Below are 20,649 nucleotides of genomic sequence, written 5' to 3' on the forward strand. Positions count from 1 at the left end.
TCAATGCCTATATTATATCGAATGCCGAGGGAATTCGCCATGGAATCCAAAAACCTTCCACACATAACCTGCGGCCCTATTGAACAAAATAAATTCTGCGTAACATTCCAGTCTTATTCTAAGGAGGCAGGTACCATGCAATTTCTCGGGCATGTCGTTCGATTTATCGTTGCCGCGCTCGTTCTTATGGTTGTCGGATGGATTGTCCCTCAATTCTCCGTCGGCGGATTCGGAAGTGCCCTGTTGCTTGCACTCGTCATCGCCCTCTTCGGCTGGGCTATCGAGGGCATCTTCGGCAAAAAAGTCACGCCGTTTGGACGCGGAATCGTGGGCTTCCTTGTCAGTGCGCTTGTGATTTACCTCGCTCAGTTCATTGTCGGGGGCGTCACCGTCTCCATACTGGGTGCGCTGCTTGCAGCACTGGTCATCGGGATCATCGATCTGTTCATTCCGATTTCCACACCGTATGAAGCAGGCAAAAGCCACAAGGAATAAGAGGCAAAGTCATCCGACTCTGTTGGAGGTCTGTTCCTCAGTCCCTTATTCCTGAATGAATCGTTTCCTGCGGCTCATTCCACTACATCTCCCACAACAACCCCCTGTTGCTTATATGAACAGGGGGTTGTCCATTATGGCCGCAGAAGTCCTTATCTCCCTATACTCAGGCTTCCCCTACATTATATCGTAATCCATAACCTTCGTTGCAAACGCTTCACGTTCACTAATTTTTCATAACACCGCTGTGCATAATCTCTTTTTCTGCGCTATGATAAAGATTGGAAAAAATAAATTCACCATTATTTCATAGTCAGGAGAGATTATAGTGAAAAAAGGCATAGCACTACTTGTTTCATGTATGCTCCTTTTTGTATTGGCTGCTTGCGGCCAAGATCAGGAGGCAACCCAAGGAAATTCCGGAATTTCGGATACCGGCGTGGCGCCTGAAGCAGAGCTCGTTATAAAGGGATCCAACTTCCAATTCGACCAGGAAGAATATCATCTGAAAAAGGGCGTGCCCGTGAAAATTTCTTACGAGAATGAAGACGGCAACCACGGCGTCATGATTCCGGCGCTTGGCCTTCAGCTTGACCGCAACAATAACAGCAAAGTTGTTACACCCGACAAAGCTGGAGAATTTGAAGTTTCCTGCTCCATTATGTGCGGAGCCGGTCACAGCAAAATGATCTCCAAAATCATCATTGAAGAATAGAGCATCCTAATAAAACCTCCGGATCGCCAGAGTTGCCTCTGCTGATTCGGAGGTTTTTTTCAGGTTCAAATCTTCACCATGGCCTAACGCTGATCCTGCTCAATCAACTCGATCCACTCGTTATATTCAACTTGGAGCTTAGCATACTCTTCCTTTAATTTACGATGTTCTTCTTCAAGCAGCGCTGACTGCTCCGCCTTCAGTTCCTGTTCTGCCTGCAGCAGCTGGTATTGATGCATGACCAGTTCGTACTGCTCACCAAGATCGGAATACTGCTGCGTGGCTTCACTCTTCTCGCCTTCCAGACGTTCACAGGCTTGACGTGCAGAGGCAATTTCCTGCTGCCAGGACTGGAGCTCTTCTTCAAGAGAGAGCTGCGTGCGTCTCCACTCATCCCGCTCTGCAGCCAGCTTCTCACGGTCAGCGGCAAGCTGCTCCCGCTCCTCCATCCATTGCTGGTATTGGTTCTGCCAGTGCGCGGCTCGCTCCTCCGAATCTCTTAACTGCTCTGCAAGCTCACGTCCATGCTCTTCACTTGCAGCCGCTTTTTTGCGAAGCTCCTCGAGCTGATTCGACACTGTATCGTATTCTTCTTCCAGCATAGCGTACAGTTTGCTTGTCTCTTCCTCTCGAATCCCCGCTTCCTCGCTGAGTTTCTCCAGCTCTTCATAGCGAAGCTGCAGCTCCTTCAGTTCCTCTTGAGCCGTTCTGCGCTCGGAAATAGACCGGTCAGCCTCATCCTTCATGACGTGGATTTCATCCTGAAGCCCCTTCATTCCTTCTTCCAGGCTCTCGTTCGCTTCCATCAGCTCAACAATTCTCATCTCCAGCTCGCCTGTTTCCTCTTTACGCTGATCAGCCAGGGTACGCCAGGATTGAAGCTCACCGCTAAGACGCTGCAGCTCTTCCTGCTGCTTGCGTGAAGTCTGATTCGCATCCACCACTAACTTCTGGAGACGGCGACGCTCTTCCTCCGATTTGCCGGATTCCTGCTTCAGTCCCTCAAGCTCCTTCGCGAGTCCTTCCGCCTTCGTCCGGAAGGATCGCAATTCCTGCTGAGAGGCATCCCCTTGCTGTTTGGACAGCTGCAGCTCTTCCTTCAGTTTCACGGATTCCGCTTTAGCGGCAGTCAGTTCCTTCTCCGTGGTCGACAATCGCGACTGCAGCTGCCCTCCGCGATTGCGCTGCTCCGAGAGCTGCTTCTCCAGATCCTGAACGGTTGCTCCGTGCCGCTGCTCTAACTCCTGCGCACTTTTCGCGTGCTCCTGCTTCAGATCCTGCATAGACTTCGTATACTTCTGTTCCCAATCCTGAACGGTCTTCGAGTGCTGCTGCTCCTTCTGGAGCACCTCTTGTTTATGGGAGCTCTCCAGCTTCTTCAAGTGTTCAGCCTGCTTCTCTTCGGCCTGTTTCACTGCTGCCCGATGAGTCTGCTCCAACTTATCCAGCGCTTGCTTGTGAGTGCCCGTCAACTGCGAAATTTGCCCTTCATAACGGCGTTTCATATCTTCAATCGCCTGCTTATGACCGCCCTCCAGCTTCTCCCGCTGTTCCTTAAGACGTGCTTCAAGCTGCTGCTTCTCCTTCAGCAGCTCTTCCACCCGGCTCGATTCCTTCTGGAGCAGCTCCTTGGTTCGCTCTGACTCACTCGTTAAATTCTCAGTGGAAATTCTGTACTTCTCAGCTAAGGAAGACTGCTCCGCCAGCCTTTGCTCCAGTTGTTCCAGCTGCTGCCGGTGTCTTTCCTGCTGCTCGATTTGAAGCCGTTGCACCTTGGCAAGCTCCGTACGCAGTTCATTGCGCTCGGCCGTCATCTGTTTGGCTTCATTCTGATACTCCAGCTTCTGTAAAGCTTCTTCAGCCATATGTACTGCGGCCAGGACGGCAATGCGCGGGGTATCGAGCCTGGAATGCGCCTTGGATATGGTGCGCATGCGGTCATCCACATAGTTCGCTACCTGTCTAGTATAATCACTGCTATTGCCAACAAGTTTATAGGAAGTTCCGTAGATGTCTACGGTAACGCTTTTACGGTCCGGTGTAGTCACAGTTGTGCCCTCCTTCTATTATGTGTAGATTCTATGATGTCTGAAATGGTCTATCCTCTTTCTTCATTATATATGAGATAACATCTGGAGACGAACCTCAAGAAAACAGACCGAAGTTTGGTATATGATAACACAGTTTTGTGCTTATAATTATGTACCCTGCGGGCATCCTGATGCAAATCCCAGTTCCATTTAGAGCAAAAAAGCCCGCATCGAATCTCTGATGTAATGGATTCGATGCGGGCGTTCACAATTCCTGCTATTTTCTTAATTCTGCGCCAAAAGTTTGCTGAAGCGCTGAGACTGCTTTTTCGGTAACCTCGGCAACCTCTTCGTCCGTCAACGTCCGTTCCTGATGACGATACGTCAAGGAGATGGCAACACTCTTCTTGCCTTCCCCAAGCTTGCTGCCGGTGAAGACATCAAACACCTGAATTTGCTGCAGCAGCTCGCCTGCATTCTCCTTGATGACTTGAATCAGGGAGCCGGCTTCAACCTGCTCATCGACCACGATGGCAAGATCGCGCTCCATTCCCGGGAATCTAGGCAGATCGCGATAAGCGACGCGGGCATTGGTCAAATCATACAACGGCTCAAGCAGGATTTCGGCAGCATAGGTATCTTCCAAATCCAGCTCTTGCTGCGTCTTCGGATGAATTTGTCCCAGTACACCAAGCAGCTGCTGGTTCTCGCCTTGACCCGTATATACGGAAGCGGAGCGTCCAGGATGGAATCCTTCCGGGCTATTTGCCACGTAAGTGATGTCCTCAACGCGTATTCCAAGATAGTCGAGTACCGTCTCAAGCGCTCCCTTCAGATCGAAGAAGTCCACTTTGGCAGGCTGCACATTCCACTGCTTGTTTCCTTTGCGGCCTGTCATGAGCAAGCCGAGAACCGGACGCTCCAGCGGCTGCTTCGTCAGCGTCTCCTCTAACGTATGGAACAAGTTCCCTATTTCAAACAGGGCCAGATCCGGCTGTTTGCGGTTATGGTTATACACAGCGATATCCAGCAGCTGTGGCAGCAGGCTAGTGCGAAGCACGCTGCGGTCCTCACTCATCGGCATGGCAAGCTTAACTGCCGTACCTTCTGACGCAAGAGAAGTAAACATTTCCGCTTGCTGCGGATGAATGAATGAATACCCCAGAACCTCCTGGAAGCCGCTATGTGTCAGCAGCCGGCGAAGCGAGCGGCGAATAGCCTGCGCTTTTGTCAAGGAGCCCGGTGTTGTCGGACCTTCAATCGCCGTTGTCGGAATGTTGTCGTATCCATACAAGCGGGCAACCTCTTCAATCAAGTCCACATCCAGCACGATATCGCCGCGGCGGGACGGCACCTGAACATCCACCAATCCTTGGCCTGCATCACCGCTCGGGAAATGCAATCTCGAGAAAATGGTTTTTACCTCAAGCAGAGACAGCTCCGTGCCCAGATACCGGTTGAGCTTCTCCAGCGACAACGTGATAACGGTCGGCTCGGCATGAGCGCTGCCTGCCTCGACAATCCCCTGATGTACGGCACCGTCGGCATATTTCGCCATCAACGCCGCTGCACGGTTCAGCGCAGGTATGACTGCCGCTGGATCCACTTCCTTCTCGAAGCGCGAGCTTGCTTCCGAACGCAAGCCGAGCTGACGGGATGTTTTGCGAACGGTACCGCCATCGAATTTAGCCGATTCGAGGAGAATATTCACCGTACCGTCCGTTACTTCGGAGTCCAGGCCGCCCATAACGCCTGCCAGAGCTACAGGTTTTCCACCGGCTGTAATAACCAGCATATGCGGCTCCAGACGACGCTCTGCTCCGTCCAGCGTTACCATCGTTTCACCGGCTTCAGCCATTCGTACATGAACCGCGCCGTCCTTCAAGTGGTCCGCATCAAAAGCATGCAGCGGCTGGCCATATTCAAGCATGACATAGTTTGTAATATCCACGATATTGTTGATCGGCCGCACGCCCGCTGCCATCAATCGGTTCTGCATCCACAGTGGGGAAGGCGCGATTCTTACTCCGGTAATATAGCGCGCAGCATAGTGGCTGCACTGCTCAGCTGCACCGATTGTAACCGAGATATGATCCGCAGCTGTATCATGAACTTCCATCACTTCTTTCTCAGGGTTTGGAAGGCTCAGTTCACGTCCCAGAATAGCACTCACTTCATATGCTGCGCCCAGCATACTCAGGCAATCGGAACGGTTCGGCGTCAGATCCAGCTCCAGAATCTCATCGTTCAGACCCAGCACGTCCACTATCGGCTTACCGATCTCGGTTTCAGCCGGAAGAACGAGAATCCCTTCCTGCAGTTCCTTGGGCAGCAGCTTGTCGTTCATGCCAAGCTCCTTGGCCGAACAGATCATACCTTGGGAAAGAACACCGCGCAGCTTGGCTTTCTTGATATCCATGCCGCCGGGAAGCTTCGCGCCTACAAGCGCTACGGGCACTTTCTGGCCGGCATCCACATTTTTTGCTCCGCAAACGATCTGGATATCTTCCTCCTGACCGGCATCCACGATGCACACATTCAGCTTATCTGCATCAGGATGCTTCTCCTTACTCTTGACGTAGCCTACGACAACTTTGTTAATGCCCTGATTCCGTTTCTCGATCACATCGATTTCAATACCGGCTGATGTAATACGGCTCGCTAAATCCTCCGAGGTTACACCTTCGAGCGAAATATAATCGGACAACCAATCGGTTGATACTCTCATTGTCTGTTCACTTCCCTTTATCGTTTAAATTAAATCCGCGTGAATTGATTCAAGAATGCTGCATCGTTGTTGAAGAAATGACGGATATCATCCACACCGTATTTCAGCATGGCAATGCGCTCAACGCCCATACCGAATGCAAATCCGCTGTACTTCTCAGAGTCATAGCCGCCCATCTCAAGCACCTTCGGATGAACCATTCCGCAGCCTAAAATCTCAAGCCAGCCCGTTTGCTTGCATACGCGACAGCCGCTGCCCCCGCATTTCACGCAGGATACATCCACTTCCGCGCTCGGCTCGGTGAAAGGAAAGAAGCTTGGACGCAGTCGAATCTGCGTGTTATCGCCGAACATCTCCTGCACGAATTGCAGCAGCGTTCCTTTCAAGTCACTCATGCGAATGTTCTCACCGATCACCAGTCCCTCGATTTGATGGAACTGGAATGAATGGGTCGCGTCATCGTCGTCCCGGCGGAATACGCGTCCCGGGCAGATGATTTTGACAGGCGCCTTCCCTTGCATTGACAGCATCGTCCGGGCTTGCACCGGGGATGTCTGCGTACGCATCAGCAAATCCTCCGTCAAATAGAAGGAATCCTGCATGTCGCGCGCCGGATGATTCTTCGGCAGATTCAATGCCTCGAAGTTGAAGTAGTCCGTCTCCACCTCCGGACCTTCCGCTACGCGGTAGCCCATGCCGATGAAAATATCCTCGATATCCTGAATGACCTTGCTGAGCGGATGAACCGCGCCTTGGGTGAGCTTGCGTCCCGGAAGGGTTACATCCACCTTCTCCGCACGCAGACGCTCTTCGGTTTCCTGCTGCTGGAAGGCCTCCTGCTTGCTGGAGATGACTTCCTCAATCGCACCGCGCACATCGTTGGCCACCTGGCCAATGACAGGACGCTCCTCTGCGCTCAGCGCGCCCATTCCGCGCAGTATTTCAGTCAGGGCACCTTTTTTGCCAAGGTATTTCACCCGTAAATCGTTCAGCTGCTGCGGATCGTTGACATCCTGCAATTGCGCCAATGCTTCCTGCTTCAATGCTTCTAATTTTTCCTTCATGGCTATTCGCACACCCCTTTGTAAACTCCATCATTGTACTGAAAACAAAAAAAGGCCTCTCCTCCCGAAAAGGGACGAAGAGACCGTGGTACCACCCTTGTTAACATGCCATCCTATCCTTGCCAAGACCATTGTACCCTTGGATTGGATATGGCTTATCATGCTCACTTGACCGACGTAACGAATCGGACCCGTTATCCCCTACTGACCGGCAGCATGCCGTGTTCAAGGAACTGCTCCGGAGCGAACTTCGCCAGCCTGATTCTTTGAGAGACACTCTCAATCCATGGTATCTCTTCCCTGTAAAGAGGCACTAGCTACTTTTCTCCATCGACGCATTTTGTCTTATACAAATATATAGGGTTTATTATATGCAACCTTGCGGGATATGGCAAGTTTCATTTCCCCCATTTTAACCCTATCGGCTCAATTTTAGTCAACAACGCTTATTTATCCGCTTGAAGATTGGCTAGCTCAGCCCGAAGTGCTCTGATTTCAGCAAGCCAGTTCGCCTCTTCCCCCGCCTCTATCTCGTCGGTTGATAGGCCCAGCAATTCCTGAACCCGGTATTCAAGCGCCATACGACGGTTATCTTTCTCTGTGTCCCCCTTGATGACACCAATGCGAGAGGCCTGCTCTTCCTCCTCGTCCACGCTCCCCTCAAACCATACCGGAGCTTCACCAGGCTTCAGTGTCAGCAGCCGGTTGGCGATTTGGCGCACCAGATACCGGTCATGGGATACAAGCGCAATCGCACCCGGAAAGTTCACGAGCACCTGTTCAATTACCTCGCGGGTATCCACATCCAAGTAATTCGAGGGTTCATCCAGAACAAGCAGATGGGCTCCGCTGAAATATAACTTGAGAAAAGCCGTTCTGCACTTCTCCCCCATGCTCAGCTGCCCCATCTTCTTAAATACATCGTCCCTTCGGAAAAGGAACGAACCGAGCAGCGTGCGTGCACGGCTCTCCGTCATGCCCGGTATGACAAGCAGGCTGTCCAGCAGTGTGGTTTCGGGCTCAAGCCCTTCAAGCTCCTGTGAGAAATAGCCGATCCGGATTGAAGGATTCTGTGTGATCCGTCCCTCCTGCGGATCGATCTCTCCCAGCAGCAGCTTGAGCAGCGTCGTTTTGCCGCTTCCGTTAGGTCCCCTTACGGCCAACCGGTCGCCTCGGTTTAAATAGAAGGTCAGCTTATCAAAAAGACGGGTTTCCCCATATCCAAAACCTACATCCTTCACCTGGAGAAGCGTGCGACCACCAAAAGCTTCCCCCTCCAGCTCCATGTTCAGCTTGGGACCGCTGCGCGGCTTATCTACCCGTTCGGCTTCAAGCCGTTCCAGTGCCTTCTCCTTGGCGTGATATCGTCGAGTATGGTTTTTCTTCGCCTTTTGCTTTTGGTAGTAAGCTGGCGGTTTATCTTGACGTCCACTGTACGTCCCCGGCCGCATCAGTTGCGCTTTATGGAACCACTCCTCGTACCTACGGATCGACTCCTCCAGCGCCTTGCGCGCCAGCTCCTGCTTGCGATAAAGCGTCTCCTGCTCGCGCAGCTCCCGTTCTTTTTCCCGGCGATAATCCGTATAACCTCCCCGGTAACGCCTGAGTTCGTCTGGTGTCAACTCGCATACGGAGGTTGCCACCCGGTCGATAAACTCCCTGTCGTGAGACACAAATAACACGGTTCCCTTATAGGACGATACCAGCCACTGCTCCAGCCAGACCAGGCTTTCATTATCCAAATGGTTCGTTGGCTCGTCGAGCAGGAGAAATTTCGGAGCGGATACCAGCAGGGCCGACAGCATAACCTTCGTCTTCTGTCCTCCGCTGAGTTCGCGGTAGGGAACAGGCCACACCTCTGGCCCGATTCCCAGCATCGTCATAGCTTTCTCCACCTCGGTTTCCCATTGGAACCCGTTCTGGGACTCGAAGCGCTCCAGCAGATTTCCGTACTGCTCCAGCAGTTGTTCCATGCTCTCATTGTCCCCGCTATTCATCAGCCGCTCTACACCGGCAAGCCCAAGCTTCAACTCCCATAGCGAAGCATGACTGCGGCTTCGCACCGTATCGATTGCGCTCATGCTTCCCTCATCCGGCTCATCCTGCTGCCTAAGCCAGCCCCAGCGCTCCCTCGGCAGAATCGTCTCCACTACGCCCGAGGTCGGTTCGAGCTCGCCTGCCAAGATGGAGAACAGCGTCGTTTTACCAGTACCATTCCGTCCGTACAGCGCGATCCGTTCTCCTTCCGCAACCTCAAACTGAATTCCTTCAAACAGCGGCCTTCCTTGCAGTTCCATACTTATATCTTTTGCTTTTAAAATCATGGTCATATAACCTCATCCTCTCTCTTGGAAAACATAAAAAAACCGCAAGCGATAGCCTGCAGCGGATGTTTAAAGAGGATGATGGAGCTGAAGACGGGACGATCTACAGCAAGCAGCCACTAACGTTCGGCTGTTCATTCCAAGCCAGCCTTGACGGTTATGGAGATAAACTCGATAACTTGGGCCGTTAGCGGAAGCTGTAAGTTCGTTCCGTATATGTGATTGTATTACATAAGAGCACCGTTTCTACACAACAAAAAGAGGTACCCCGGTCACATTTTTCAGACACACCAAATCTCTCCTCTACCGCCGTAGAGAAGCGCCTGCAAAACCACATGCAGTTGTTTAGAGAAAAGGGTGTCTTACTTCATTGGACTGGGTTACCTCGCATTCTTGGAATGAAATTATCGCCATTATAACAGATAATTTTGGGATGTAAAAGGGGCATCTGCGAAAGACATTAGTGGCAATTGGTTACTTCGTTCCATTTGTGTACACTTACTTAGGCAAAAAGGTAAAGACGGTGAAGAATAATGATCGAGTTGTTTGATCTTATTCATAGGGCATAATGTTTACCTTTATTGGAATCATTATCGGGGGTACCATAATTATTGGTGTGATAACCAACGCTGAGTTACGACATCTTCGATGCATGAAAGCAGAAATAGAAGTAATCAAAGACCAAGATACAAATACCTAAAGGCATTTATGTCGATAAAAGAATGAACGCGAATCAATTATCTGAATTGACTTGAATCGGCTATCCTACAATTTTGTACATATCCATGGGTTAACATTGCTTTAATACAATTTCTCTCCTCCACGACCACTTGAAGGACCATAATATTCTAACAAGTAGCTATCCCTATATCGCTTGTAAACATCTTCTAATATTGTATCATTTTCGAATTGTATATATCCAGCCAAATATAGAGCAACCAAATAGTCCTCGAATCGCTCATTGCCCAGTGTCATTTCTTCCTTATCAATTCCAAAAAAAATTGCTGTTTCAATAGATAACAAATTAGAGCCACCTATCTCGGTTCCACCTGAAATATACATATTATCTTTTGAATTCACAGTTAAGTTAATTCCATTAGGGACTAAAGATTCATCATATTCTTCCGAATTAAGTTTAAAAAGTTCCTTAATACCCCTTTTATCTCTAAAACTATATGCTTTAACTGCTTCATCAAAATTCTCGTAAGGGTCAAATCTTAGTCCTGAAAAATTTTCAAGATCCGTTTCTACAGCAAAATATTTATCTTTTAGAATCTGATCGATCTGTTCTAAATTAAAAGGGTTGGGAATGTCTAAAGTCATATACTTATCATAAAGTTTTTGGATATCTATTTGCATTTTATAAACCTCTTATTATTTAGAATTAATGAATCCGTGTTTTGAATAATATTAAGAAGGTACTAGAGTAAGAACTTATCCTTTGTAGATTAACTTGTTTTCTTTTTTGAAGCCCCAAGCTACCTGCTGTTCCGTAAAAGATATGACCAATCTGGCGACTAGTATCTTTTCCTCCATGGTAATGGTAATAGTAGTAGGTCTCATTATATCCGTTTGCACGATGACTTTCAGGTCCAGTAAAGAAACTTTGTCCTGCTCTCATTGCAAGATCTTTAGCATCATTTTGAGAGGTTGCCCAAACCTCATTATGTGCTGCTTTTCAAATAATTCAAAGCTTGTTCTTCTGTCAAAGGCGACAAACGGTCCACAAAAAGGGGGGCACTTCAAAATGAAGGTGGGGCCTTCGTAATTTATTTTCAATTTCATCGATCTTAATCCAATGCCATTCACCTTCAGCCATGGACAATTTGATCTCTCGTCTAAACGTGTGGATCAGAACGACAATCCCTGTTAACTCCGTATTTTCATATTCATCAAACAGCCTTATGGTCAGGGTTCGATGTTCGTTATCCATTGATTTAGGAGTACCGACAAAGTCATCCGGGAAGGATCAAAATTCCCCTTTGGTTTGAAATCAGAGAAAAGACCTGCTCGTTTAAAAATCAGAGCAGGTCTTTCTTTGAAAACCAGCATGAATTAAGAGACAACGAATTGAACTATAAGTGGAGTTCCAGGATCTAACGTGTCGCCATCAGGGATGGTAATCGTCGTTGTTGTAACAGAAGAAACGTCAGCCGTTTGCATTATACCATTCACATAAAGGTTGTAATAGTTGAACGTACTCGGAAATACCGTGGCAGCTGTTCCTGCATCATTGATAAACGCTGTTGCTGCAATCGCGAATGTTGTTCCTGTTCCCGTTCCAGCACCCGCTGTAGCAGTGAATCTTCTACTGTTTTGATACGGTGGTACTATTGGCATTTTCATCGCCTCCCTTCATTCTTGAGAATCATACAGATTTTCAAGCAAAACTTAGAAAACATGCCTGATCCTCTTGTACAATAAATGCAGAGGGTTCGGGAGAAGTGAGGGCATTCTTCTAAAAATTACTAGACAGTAACATTCGCCGTTAGCTGTACTGTTTCTAAAACGATAGGGGTTCCCGCATAGATTATGGTGCTTTGTGCCGGAAATAATAAGCTGGTAGGGTTTACATCATACGAATTACCCGGCTGAAGAATTCCATTTATATAAAGATTGTTAAAACTATTGGGGTCGAGTGCTGAGAAATCCGCAACTGGAGCCCCCAAATCGTTGGTGAAAAAACTGGCTGGAATTGTAACCGACATGGTTAAATCCAAATCTGTTTCCGGTTGATAAAAATAACGGTTTGTCGTAGGCGAGATGGTAACTTCAGGAATTACTACAGGTCCAGGAGGGCCTTGAGGACCTATCTCTCCTTGTATTCCTTGAGGACCTATCTCTCCTTGTATTCCTTGTAATCCCGGAAGGCCTTGTATTCCTGGGGGACCCTCAGATCCATCAATCCCTCGTTCTCCTCGAGCTCCCGGAATACCTTGTATCCCTTGCGGACCTGAAATCCCTTGAATACCTGGCTGGCTTAGCGATCTCTGCATTTCACACCATTTATCTAACTCAGCCTTCATTTCGGATTTAACTTCCTGTATTGCAGCTTGTAAGGCTTGCTGATCAATTGCAGCTTGAAGATTTTGCTTTCTTCTATTTAATAAACACCACATTGATAACCGCCTCTTACAAAGGGGTTTCTTACGAAAAACTGTTTTTTTAATTCTTTTGGTATATTTGTATTTTCTTTTTGCCTTTAAACATTTGTACTTACGTTTAGCTGCCATCCTTCATTTACGCCTCCTTCCCTTAGACTTCATGACTGTGTGTATGATCATATCTATATGTCAAATGCACATTTTGGGGGTGGACGAATAACTTGTATCAAACAAACCGGAACCATTCCGAGATAAAAATTAGGCGTTATTATTAGGGGATCCCAGTTCGTTATACCTAAGAAATGACTCTAAGAATCAGCGCCCTTACTCACAACCGCCCCAATCCAATTTTCCGATCAGAATTACTTCCTTGAGCCCATTCTTAACTGAGTTCATCAACCTTCTACTTCATCTCCGGAGACCAACATTACTGATATTTCTCAAGAAAAAACAATTGGAGTTTTTTGATCCTAATTTCAAGGAAAGAGCTATATCTCAGAGATTAGATCCGGATACTGATTCAATCAAGAAAACACGCCTATACAAAACAAGAGGAAGTGAAGCTCCTGACAGCCCTCTATACCCTCCCTGCTCACTGGCGGCTGTATTTTTACCGGGGCAATCCTTGGAGGCTTTAGGCGGGGGAATTGTTGGCAGTAGAATGGCCTGACGTTGATCATGAGAGGTCTGCGATATGGATCGTGAAACAAATCACGCTGGACGAAGAAGGAAATAAGATCGAGGGTGACGTCAAGAAGATGCTGCTGCGAGAGTGCGGCATGGATCTCAAAACCATACAGGAGAGATTGCAACATACGAAGATGGACACGAGGGCCAACATTTACATACATAGATCTGAAGCCATTAATCGGTCTGTAGCTGACCAGTTAGAGGAGCTGAATCCAAAATGGATCAAACTTGCCCCCTAATCATGCCCCCTTATATAGAAAGTCGTATGTCGAAAAAAGGGCAAACAAAAACCCTTGTGGCACAAGGGTTTCAAGCATTTCTTAAAGCTAAGCGGGTGATGGGAATCGAACCCACGCTACCAGCTTGGAAGGCTGGAGTTCTACCATTGAACTACACCCGCATATTAACCTACAAAAGTGACGCTATGCTTCGGGGCATATTCTGATTACTTTTGCGAGGTCCTAAAACGTAAGCGAATCGGGACGACACGATTTGAACATGCGACCCCCTGGTCCCAAACCAGGTGCTCTACCAAGCTGAGCTACGTCCCGATGATGATGTTGTCTTTTGAAGACAAAAATAAATATACCACGCTGAAAGTATAATTTCAACATGTATTTTATGGAAATTAATATGAACAACGAAAGCAAACAAACAGCATCCTTCCGCGAGGGAAAGATGCTGCCTTGTTTTAACCGTGAGAAATAACGTGATGCCAGGAGCATCCTTATTTGTTCTTGTCGAAAGTTACTTCCGGCGTCGTCAATTTATCATAAAAATCCACGATTTTATCCTTATCATCCGAAGCGCGAAGAGCCATAGCGGAGCGTGGGTGTTCGTCCAGCGTACCTGTGATCATGTAGGGCATAATGTAACCCCACTCCTCTTTCTCGCGCAGAGGAATCATGTAACGCTCGATAATATCCAGAACCGGACGCAGCTCGTACTTGGTCCCTTTCAGATGGGTAACCAGCAGCTCGGTCGGACAGTTGCCAGCCGCACGTCCCATTCCGTACACGGACGCATCCAGCAGCTCAACCCCAAGGTCGGCAGCAACCAGAGTATTGGAGAATGCCAGCTGCATGTTGTTATGGGTATGAACGCCAAGGCGCTTATTCGGCAGATGTGTCTTAAATTTATTAACCAGGTATTCCATGTCCTTATGATCAAGGCTTCCGTAAGAATCAACGATGTATACCACATCCACGACGCTTTCCCTGATCATCTCAAAAGCTTCCAGCAGCTCATTCTCCATCACATTGGAAAGCGCCATAATGTTAAGCGTAGTCTCATAACCCCGATCGTGGAAGGTCTGAACCAGCGCCAGCGCTTTATCCACATCTTTAATGTAACAAGCTACGCGGATCAGATCCAGCAGACTTTCCTCGCGCGGCAAAATATCGTCTTCGTCCACGCGGCCGATATCCACAAGGGCAGACAGTTTGGTTTTGCCTTTATGAGGAATGACTTCTCTCAGGAACTCATCATCCAGAAAACGCCAAGGACCGGCTTGATCCGCACCCTTCAAGAGCTTAGGAGAATTTTTATAACCGATTTCCATATAGTCCACGCCAGCCTCATTCAGGCCTGCATATAAATTTTGTACGAATTCCACACTAAAATCCCAATTGTTCACCAGTCCGCCGTCGCGAATGGTACAGTCTACAATTTTTGTCTGGCTGCTCTTAATCATTCTAAGCTAAACTCCTCTCGGCAATTTTCTCTTCATCATACTTGAATGCCGGTTGAAAAGTAAAGCACAACTGTCCTCCAGGGCGCACGTTTTTGTAAAGGAAATCACGACTGCTTGCATATCCAGTCGGTGATGGTACGAACGAGCACGCCGGTCCCCCCTCTGGAATCGACTCCCCTCTCCTTGGACAAGTACGCTGTTCCTGCAATATCGAAATGCACCCATGGCAGTCCATCAGCGAATGTGCCCACAAAAAGACCACCCGTTATCGTTCCGGCGTCGCGACCGGCTTGATTTCGTATATCCGCTACCTCGCTCTTCAATTTATCCCAGAATTCGGGATAAGACGGCAGCGGCCAAATTTTCTCACCTGCCCTCCGGGAAGAGGCAATCAGCTCCTCCAGAAAGGCCTCATCATTGGTAACTGCCCCTGTAGCTACGTCTCCAAGCGTCGAAACAACCGCCCCGGTCAATGTGGCAACATCGATCAAGCGCGTCGCACCAAGCTCCTTGGCATACGTTACTCCATCCGCAAGAACAATACGGCCCTCTGCATCCGTATTGAGCACTTCGATAGTACGTCCGCTCAGCGTAGTAATGATATCTCCGGGTTTATAAGCGCTGCCGCTCATCACATTCTCGGCAGACGGGATCACCATCACCACATTGGCCTTCGGGCGAATCCGTCCCAGCGCTTCCATTACGCCCAGCACCGTAGCTGCTCCGCCCATATCGCTAATCATATCCTCCATCCCGGACGCCCGTTTCAGGGACACACCACCCGTATCAAACGTGACCCCCTTGCCAATCAGGCCGATCACATCATTCCACGTAGTCAGCCCCTGATAACGAATCACGATCATGCGCGGGGGATGGATGCTGCCCTTACCTACGGCCAGAAGCCCGCCCATGCCCTTCTCCTCTAGTTCCTTCTCGTCCAATATCTGAGCTTCCATACCGTACCTCTCGGCAAGCTGGAGGGCTTTTCCGGCTAGATCATCCGGTACGAGCATATTGCCAGGCAGATTCGTTAAATCACGTGCCAGACAGGTTCCTTCCCCAACCGCTACGCCTCGAGACACACCTTCTGCCCAATGTGCTTCAAATGCTGCGTCCATTTTTTCCTTCATATAATAGACGATTTCATCAATCTCCGTTCGTTCAGAAGCATCACGCTTATACTGAGACTTTCGATAGCTTCCGAGGATAAAACCTTCCGTTAATGCCTGCGCAGCATCCCGAGGCGTCTGTTCAGCCATGCTGCTGACCATCGTTCGCGGAATTTGAATCGCAGCACTGCGTATACCTGATTTAGTGCCGATCTTAGCCGCTTGAGCCGCTACTAACCGCAGCTGTTCAGCTGTCAGTATGCCTTCGGGACACCCTATAAACAGGAGCAGTCGCGTTCTGCCACGGAAACTTTCCGGCCATACGAATGTCCGATGAGGAGTGCCGTCAAACAACCGGCTATCCTCCAAGTCCTTCAGCAGCGGATCCCAAAATCCAGAAATACCGCCCTCCACTGTTTGTGTTTTTGTAACGGGAACAAATATGGCATCACAATGAATATGTTCAGGGGTTAGGCCACTCTCTATTGTCCATTTCATCATGGATCCTCCCAAAAAAGAAAAAGCCATTCCATCGGAACAGCTGCTCTCGTATTCATTTAAGATTGTTCTAGGTGCAACTAACTTTAAACTTCCGAAACCTCCAGCTTGGGGAAAGTAATCACAAACTCCGTTCCGGCGCCGACCTGGCTATCCACTGCGATCGAACCACCATGATTTCTAATAATGCTGTAACTCACGGATAGTCCAAGACCCGTTCCACTCTCCTTCGTTGTGAAGAACGGATTGAACAGATGATTTAAGGTGTTCTGATCCATGCCGCCCCCGTTATCGGAAATACAGATTTTGATATGCTTTCCGTTATCGCGGGCTGAAATATCGATCATGCCTGTAATGTTCTCGTCATGGTGTTCATTAATGGCATCCAGCGCATTCTTGATAATATTCAGAATTACCTGTTTGATCTGCTTCACATCCACGGAAATGTACGCAGGCGGGGTCTCATCGGTATGCAGATTGATCTGGCATCCCTTCATGAGTGCTTCGCTCTCTGTTAGAAGAACTACTTCCTTCAATAAGGAGGATACGGACACAATCTTGGTCTCTGGTGCCGAGGGCTTGGAGGAATTCAGAAATTCATATATAATATCATTCGCACGATCAATCTCCGTTAGTATAATTCTGGCGTACTCGTCCTTCCCTAAACTTACAAGATGCGGACGAAGCAGTTGTATGAAGCCACGGATGGATGTCAGCGGATTGCGTATTTCATGGGCAATGGATGCGGAGATCTTTCCCAGCATGGCCAGCTTGTCATTCTGATAAGCGCTTTGCTCTATTCGCTTGAAGTCGGATACATCCTTTACACTGATCAGAAAATCGCCTTCCATCTGATCCCCATAGGTCATAGTGATCAACCACGATCTGCCATATTCGTCTACCAGTTCATGGAATCTTTTTCGATGAAACACCGTCTCCCGAAAAATGCGCAGTACTTTTCTCTTCTTGAATCTGGAGAGCTGGGGATGACGCACCAGCTGGGTCAATGTACAGCCAGTTAGCGATTTACGGGATACACCTAGCAGTTTAGCCATCTGTACATTCACAAATGCCAAGACTCCGTCACTATCAAAGAGGATAATCCCGCTGTCGAGATTCTCCAGTATGTTTTCATACTTGTTCCTTATAAGCTGGCTGGAATGAAAAGAACGAATAGCCTGCAGCTCAGATTCACGGATTTGACTCAACAAGATGGCTCCCCCTTTTCTTGAAAAGTTGAACTCACCAAACCGACAAAAAATTCATGCAAGAAAAATCAGCTTGTCCGCCTTTGAATCAGAAGCAGCCCGAATCTGCTTCCTTCCATGATAGTCATCGAGACAAAGAAACGTCAATCAGAAATCCTGTCGAAAAATGGAAAATTACTTGTAAATACCATAATCTCAGCTTATGCATTTACGTATATGTAAAGGATAGGATCCTCATTCCTAACAAATAACATAAATCATTAACCAATGGGTTGGGATTTGAAACATTAAAAAAGCCCCGGGTATTAACGAGGCTTAATTAATTCCTGAATTAAGGTTGCTTCTGGAGCCGGAGCCTGCGCTGACTCATTACAGCAAGCCGTCTTTTCAGTTCGCCCTGCCACTTCTCATCCTCCATCCATTTGGCAACCACCAAGAGATCTAACGACATATCAATCTGACTCTGAACAACCGTAAGGGGATCCTCCGACTCACGGTTGACAACATTCTCAAATATCGCATCCTCATCTTCCATCACATAATCCTGAAAATCCACCTGGGATGCTCCGTCACCATGGGCGTATTCGGCTAATATTTCATACTCATTCTCCACCCGATGATGTACCTCTACGCGATGGCAGACCGGACAAAACAGCAGGGGAACATTATGTACTTGAGTGCGATAATGCTTCAGTGTACCCTTTGTACCCATCATACTAGCCCCACAGCAAAAACTCATATCGTTCACCCTCCTCCATGGATTCTCCACCGTTTCAAAATATTGTATTCGCTTTCACTCACGCTAATTCCTTCATGAAAAAAACCTTGATTAAAAATTTGGGCCATATTCCCTAACCGTAAGTCTGTCAGCCTATATCTTTAATTATATATCAACGCAAGCGCAGTTCTCTAAACAAGAGTCTTCCCCTAAATCATCCAATAAAATCAGTGAGAAAAAACCCCCACTACCTGCACATAATGTCAGATAATGAGGGTTGTCCTAACTTTAACGAAATGGAATTACAGGTTGTTGTCGCCTGGCTTCCAGTTCATAGCGCACAATCCGCCGGATTGAAGTGCCTGGAGAACACGAAGGGTTTCCTCAACACTGCGGCCTACGTCGTTATGGTTAACAACTTGATATTTCAATTCGCCTTCAGGATCGATGATGTAGAGGCCGCGAAGTGCAACGCCTTCTTCTTCGATCAGAACGCCGTAGTCTTTAGCTACGTTTTTGGTGATGTCGGAAGCCAGTGGGAAATTCAATGTTCCCAGACCATTAGCTTCTTTGGAAGTGTTGATCCAAGCTTTGTGGCTGTGGATAGAGTCAACACTCACACCCAGAATTTCAGTATCCAATGCTTTGAATTGATCGTAAGCATCGCTCAATGCCGTGATTTCAGTCGGGCATACAAAAGTGAAATCAAGCGGATAGAAGAAGAATACGAGCCATTTGCCGCGGTAGTCGGACAGGCTAACTTTTCCAAAATCTTTACCGTCTCCTGATACGGTTTCCATTGTAAAATCAGGAGCCGCTTTACCAACCAAACGTTCTGCCATGATTGAATTCCTCCTTAACATATGTAAGAAAAATGATTACTTCCTACATTCTATGTTCCTATGAACATTTAATAGAAATGTTATCATCGAGGCTAATCAAAGTCAAGATTATAAAGGTTACTTTATTATAATTATTATAAATAAGAAGTTTTCTTGAACAGCTGCTTCCTGTATTAACGGATAGCTGCGGCGATCAGATCGCCCATCTCGGTCGTGCTGAGCGCCTTGCTCTTATCCACAGCGATGTCCGCTGTGCGATGTCCGGCATCAAGCACCTCGGCAACTGCACGCTCGATCGCGTCCGCGGCATCTTCATAACCGAAGGTAAGACGGTACATCAGAGCTACGGATAAAATGGTTGCGATTGGATTCGCCAAGCCTTGACCCGCAATGTCAGGTGCGGAACCGTGCACGGGCTCATACAATCCGAAGGCGCCTTCACCCATGGATGCTGATGCCAGCATGCCGATGGAACCTGTCAGCATAGCTGCCTCATCGCTCAGAATGTCACCGAACATATTTTCGGTTACAATAACATCGAAGCTGGACGGCCGGCGCAGGAGCTGCATCGCGCAGTTGTCCACAAGTACATGCTCCAACTCCACATCCGGATATTCAGGAGCGATGCGGTTTACCGTTTCGCGCCATAGACGGGAGGTTTCAAGAACGTTTGCTTTATCAACGGAAGCAAGCTTCTTCCGGCGCTTCTGAGCGATCTCAAAAGCTTGATGCACAATGCGCTCAATCTCTGCTGTGTTGTACACGCAAGTATCTACCGCTTCTTCGCCGCCAGCACCTTCGCGTCTGAACTTCTCACCGAAGTAAATACCTCCCGTCAGCTCGCGAACGACCATCAGGTCCGTGCCTTCCAGAACTTCAGGCTTCAATGTGGAAGCGTCTTTCAAGCAATCAAAAATGACGGCCGGACGCAGGTTGGAGAACAAGCCGAGCTCTTTACGAATGCCAAGCAAACCGGTTTCAGGACGAAGCTCCTTCGAATTGTTATCCCATTTCGGTCCGCCTACCGCACCAAGCAGTACCGCATCGGCGCTTTTGCACACGCTCAACGTTTCTTCAGGCAAAGGCGTTCCTTTCTCGTCAATAGCAATGCCGCCAAACAGAGCATGCTCTGTTGTAAAAGAATATCCAAACACCTCTTCGGTACGTTTAATAATTTTTTCCGCTTCCGCTACTACTTCAGGACCGATACCGTCTCCGGCAATTACGGCGATTTTCTTCGTTTCAGCCATCCTTCGTCACTCCTTATTTATAAATGCACTGGTCATTTTAATCATCTAGTTACTGTTGTAACATACTTCCCCCTCGATTGACCAAGATATAGAAACTATGAACTTAATTTGTTTTGCCTATAAGTAGAGGGGGATGTGATCAGGGAGATGGTGGCGGGTGTGAATGAGCCTGGGGGTTTGA

At 48.1% G+C, this 20,649-nt stretch carries 18 protein-coding genes and 2 tRNA genes; 4 read left to right on the forward strand and 16 right to left on the reverse strand.

Translation table 11 applies throughout. From position 1 onward, the window contains the following. Positions 1–135 precede the first annotated feature (135 nt). Together PVOR_RS24485 and PVOR_RS24490 are read left to right on the forward strand one after the other, a co-directional pair. Complete coding sequence (locus tag PVOR_RS24485) at positions 136–495, forward strand: phage holin family protein (protein ID WP_006212227.1); 360 nt, start codon at positions 136–138, stop codon at positions 493–495. 328 nt (positions 496–823) lie between these two features. Next, positions 824–1,210 (forward strand): cytochrome c oxidase subunit II, encoded by a 387-nt coding sequence (locus PVOR_RS24490; protein WP_006212228.1) that lies wholly within the window; start codon positions 824–826, stop codon positions 1,208–1,210. Positions 1,211–1,293: 83 nt separating this feature from the next. Here PVOR_RS24490 and PVOR_RS24495 read toward each other — a convergent pair whose 3' ends face one another. The 4 genes from PVOR_RS24495 to abc-f all read right to left on the reverse strand — a co-directional run bounded on the left by PVOR_RS24495 (position 1,294) and on the right by abc-f (position 9,362). Next, positions 1,294–3,258: a cell division protein ZapA gene (locus PVOR_RS24495; protein WP_006212229.1), complete on the reverse strand. Its 1,965-nt coding sequence runs from the start codon at positions 3,256–3,258 to the stop codon at positions 1,294–1,296. A gap of 259 nt (positions 3,259–3,517) precedes the next feature. Further along, a complete protein-coding gene (gene pheT / locus PVOR_RS24500) occupies positions 3,518–5,968 on the reverse strand; it encodes a phenylalanine--tRNA ligase subunit beta (protein ID WP_006212230.1) in 2,451 nt (816 codons plus the stop codon). Positions 5,969–5,997: 29 nt separating this feature from the next. Next, a complete protein-coding gene (gene pheS / locus PVOR_RS24505; RefSeq protein WP_006212231.1) occupies positions 5,998–7,032 on the reverse strand; it encodes a phenylalanine--tRNA ligase subunit alpha in 1,035 nt (344 codons plus the stop codon). A 446-nt stretch (positions 7,033–7,478) separates the two neighbouring features. Then, entirely contained in the window at positions 7,479–9,362 is a 1,884-nt protein-coding gene (gene abc-f, locus PVOR_RS24510) for a ribosomal protection-like ABC-F family protein (RefSeq protein WP_006212232.1), read from the reverse strand. A 59-nt stretch (positions 9,363–9,421) separates the two neighbouring features. Between abc-f and PVOR_RS32680 the strand changes: the two genes are divergently transcribed. Continuing rightward, the gene (locus PVOR_RS32680) at positions 9,422–9,547 is read left to right on the forward strand and encodes a hypothetical protein (protein WP_006212233.1); all 126 of its coding nucleotides are present in this window, start codon (positions 9,422–9,424) and stop codon (positions 9,545–9,547) included. Between the two features lie 610 nt (positions 9,548–10,157). Here the strand turns inward: PVOR_RS32680 and PVOR_RS24515 are convergent. The 4 genes from PVOR_RS24515 to PVOR_RS24525 all read right to left on the reverse strand — a co-directional run bounded on the left by PVOR_RS24515 (position 10,158) and on the right by PVOR_RS24525 (position 12,589). After that, a complete protein-coding gene (locus PVOR_RS24515; protein ID WP_006212235.1) occupies positions 10,158–10,715 on the reverse strand; it encodes a hypothetical protein in 558 nt (185 codons plus the stop codon). A gap of 346 nt (positions 10,716–11,061) precedes the next feature. Beyond that, a complete protein-coding gene (locus PVOR_RS29900; protein WP_228030044.1) occupies positions 11,062–11,289 on the reverse strand; it encodes a YolD-like family protein in 228 nt (75 codons plus the stop codon). Positions 11,290–11,411: 122 nt separating this feature from the next. Continuing rightward, entirely contained in the window at positions 11,412–11,696 is a 285-nt protein-coding gene (locus PVOR_RS24520; RefSeq protein ID WP_006212237.1) for a DUF4183 domain-containing protein, read from the reverse strand. A gap of 128 nt (positions 11,697–11,824) precedes the next feature. Beyond that, on the reverse strand, positions 11,825–12,589 hold the full coding sequence (locus tag PVOR_RS24525; protein WP_006212238.1) for a DUF4183 domain-containing protein: 765 nt from the start codon (positions 12,587–12,589) through the stop codon (positions 11,825–11,827). 521 nt (positions 12,590–13,110) lie between these two features. Here PVOR_RS24525 and PVOR_RS24530 point away from each other — a divergent pair. Next, positions 13,111–13,389, forward strand: coding sequence for a hypothetical protein (locus tag PVOR_RS24530; RefSeq protein ID WP_040680958.1), 279 nt, complete (start codon positions 13,111–13,113; stop codon positions 13,387–13,389). Positions 13,390–13,479: 90 nt separating this feature from the next. On the opposite strand, the gene PVOR_RS24535 is transcribed toward PVOR_RS24530, so the two are convergent. From PVOR_RS24535 to leuB, 8 genes are all read right to left on the reverse strand, one after another. After that, a tRNA-Gly gene (locus PVOR_RS24535) sits at positions 13,480–13,550 on the reverse strand. Between the two features lie 77 nt (positions 13,551–13,627). Further along, positions 13,628–13,701 (reverse strand) — tRNA-Pro (locus PVOR_RS24540). A gap of 176 nt (positions 13,702–13,877) precedes the next feature. Then, positions 13,878–14,843 (reverse strand): aldolase catalytic domain-containing protein, encoded by a 966-nt coding sequence (locus PVOR_RS24545; protein WP_006212240.1) that lies wholly within the window; start codon positions 14,841–14,843, stop codon positions 13,878–13,880. 104 nt (positions 14,844–14,947) lie between these two features. Next, positions 14,948–16,453: a leucyl aminopeptidase gene (locus PVOR_RS24550; RefSeq protein ID WP_234973087.1), complete on the reverse strand. Its 1,506-nt coding sequence runs from the start codon at positions 16,451–16,453 to the stop codon at positions 14,948–14,950. A gap of 83 nt (positions 16,454–16,536) precedes the next feature. Further along, a complete protein-coding gene (locus tag PVOR_RS24555) occupies positions 16,537–17,661 on the reverse strand; it encodes an ATP-binding protein (protein ID WP_036639707.1) in 1,125 nt (374 codons plus the stop codon). A gap of 328 nt (positions 17,662–17,989) precedes the next feature. Then, a complete protein-coding gene (locus tag PVOR_RS24560; RefSeq protein ID WP_006212243.1) occupies positions 17,990–18,397 on the reverse strand; it encodes a hypothetical protein in 408 nt (135 codons plus the stop codon). 281 nt (positions 18,398–18,678) lie between these two features. Continuing rightward, complete coding sequence (locus PVOR_RS24565; protein ID WP_006212244.1) at positions 18,679–19,218, reverse strand: peroxiredoxin; 540 nt, start codon at positions 19,216–19,218, stop codon at positions 18,679–18,681. A gap of 173 nt (positions 19,219–19,391) precedes the next feature. Next, positions 19,392–20,468 carry a 3-isopropylmalate dehydrogenase gene (gene leuB, locus PVOR_RS24570; protein ID WP_006212245.1) on the reverse strand — a complete coding sequence of 359 codons (1,077 nt, stop codon included), beginning with the start codon at positions 20,466–20,468 and terminating at the stop codon, positions 19,392–19,394. Positions 20,469–20,649: the final 181 nt, after the last annotated feature.

The sequence above is a fragment of the Paenibacillus vortex V453 genome (assembly GCF_000193415.1).
Lineage (GTDB): Bacteria > Bacillota > Bacilli > Paenibacillales > Paenibacillaceae > Paenibacillus_AQ > Paenibacillus_AQ glucanolyticus.